We start from the raw sequence: 1,168 nt of genomic DNA, 5'->3' as shown, positions 1-1,168 counted from the left end.
GCGACTCTGCTGGCGAAGTCGGTTGGGGTGGTTGTGGGACAGTAAGTGCCTGTTGATTTGGGTGGGTTGGCTGACTGTGGGGGTGGGTCGTGCTGCGTCCTGGTGGTGTGTCTGGGATTCCGGCGGAGACCGTGGCGTTGGCTCGCAGGGTTCATCCCCGTGGGACCGATGAGATGCGGGTGCGGGAGGCGCTGGGTGCGTTGTTCAGCGACGAGGACTTTGCCGTGGGTGAGTTCGAGGAGATGTACGCGGATCTGGGGCGGCCCGGCCTCTCGCCGGCCCTGCTGGTGATGGTCACGGTCCTGCAGTTCCTGCACAACCTCTCCGACCGGGACGCCGCGGTGGCGGTCGCGGACCGGATCTCCTGGAAGTACGCGCTGGGACTGGAGCTCGAATACACCGGTTTCGATGCCAGCGTGCTGTGCGAGTTCCGCGCCCGCCTGGTCGAGGGTGACCGGGCGGATGCCCTGCTGTCGCTGATGCTGGAACGTCTGAAGGCCGCCGGGCTGGTGCGCGCCGGCGGCCGTCAGCGCACCGACTCCACTCACGTGCTGGCGTGTGTGCGCAGGCTGAACCGCATCGAGTGCCTGGGCGAGGCTCTGCGCGCGGCCCTGGAGGAGATCGCCCGCACCAGCCCCGGCCTGGTCGTGCCGCTGCTCGGGCCCGGCTGGGACGAACGTTATGGCCGCAAGGTCGAGACCAGCAGGCTCCTGCGCCGCAAGAACGCCTCCGCGACCAGGCTCGCCGAGCAGATCGGCGCCGACGGGCAGAGCCTGATCGCCGCCATCGACGCGGATGCCACCGCCGCGTGGATGAACGGCCTCCCACAGGTCAGGATCGTGCGCGAGCTGTGGGACCAGCACTTCGAGCGCACCGCCACCGGCACGCCGCGCTACCGGGACACCAAGGAACTGCCGCCTTCGGCCGAGCGCGTCCGTTCGCCCCACGACCCCGACGCCCGCTACAGCACCAAGGGCACGCCCGGCGCGGACGCCGTGGAGTGGACCGGCTCCAAGGCCCACCTGACCGAGTCCTGCGACGAGGACTTACCCAACCTGGTCACCGACGTCCACACCACCTGCGCCACCGAACCCGACGTCGCCGCCACTACCCCCGTCCAGGACAAACTCATCGACCGGGACCTGAAACCCGGCGAGCACCTGCTCGA

1 protein-coding gene is annotated in these 1,168 nt (G+C 69.3%); it reads left to right on the top strand.

The window, feature by feature from the left end; genetic code table 11:
• Positions 1–224 precede the first annotated feature (224 nt).
• Positions 225–1,168 (top strand): transposase (locus AB0F71_RS39910; RefSeq protein WP_360246242.1); only part of this gene is annotated, 944 nt, incomplete at its 3' end.

It is taken from the genome of Kitasatospora sp. NPDC028055 (assembly GCF_040637885.1).
In the GTDB taxonomy this organism is placed as follows: Bacteria; Actinomycetota; Actinomycetes; order Streptomycetales; family Streptomycetaceae; genus Kitasatospora.
Note: the sequence above shows the minus strand (reverse complement) of the source record. Positions and strands in the feature narration are given on the sequence as shown.